Annotated in this window: 1 pseudogene; it reads right to left on the reverse strand. The window is 27.2% G+C overall.

Going from position 1 to position 710, the window contains the following annotated elements:
• Positions 1 to 710, reverse strand: a pseudogene (locus AWT72_RS08705) (hypothetical protein); the annotation flags it as partial.

A 710-nucleotide genomic window follows, 5' to 3' on the forward strand; every position in this document is an offset into this window, starting at 1 on the left:
TCTATATCAAATCTATCTACAGCTTCTTTAAGTGCTAGATATTTTTCATTTTTAGCAGTATTCAATATTTCACTTGCCATATCTTGCATTGCATCTTTAATTTCTTTGTTAGGAACTCTCACTGATATTTTATTACCTGCAACTTGTTCTGCTGTTAAGTAACCTGCATATAGTAAGAAAGTATAAAAGGCTTCTGAATTATTTAAATTTTTACTTGTAAACTCTTTTTGTACTTTTGCTTCTACCAACTCTCCATTAATTAAATTAAATAATTCTTTTGACAAACTACTTGTATCAAAATAATTTGATAATATATTTTCCATTATACTATTTGAACCTGTTGCTACCCAATATGATTTAAGTGTTGCATTTCTATTTACTGTTAAGATATCTAAGGCTCTTGATACTGAATTTGGATTATATATCTCCTTATTTCCTATTCTATAACCATCATAATATTCTTTTAATCTTTCTCTCTCACTCATTAAATCTAGTTTTTCTAGCCAATAATCTACTTCTTCTTGTGTGAAGCCGAATAAGTCTGTAAATTTTTCTTCTTCTTTATCTAATACATTACTTATTACCTTATTATTTAATGCTGAAAATATTGAATTGGCTGTTAATTCTGTTATTCCTACTAATACTGCAAAATGTAAGTCAGGATTACCTTTTAAAGCTGTACCAAATAGGGTTCTAAAAAATGATATTAC

The sequence above is a fragment of the Oceanivirga salmonicida genome, from assembly GCF_001517915.1.
Lineage (GTDB): Bacteria > Fusobacteriota > Fusobacteriia > Fusobacteriales > Leptotrichiaceae > Oceanivirga > Oceanivirga salmonicida.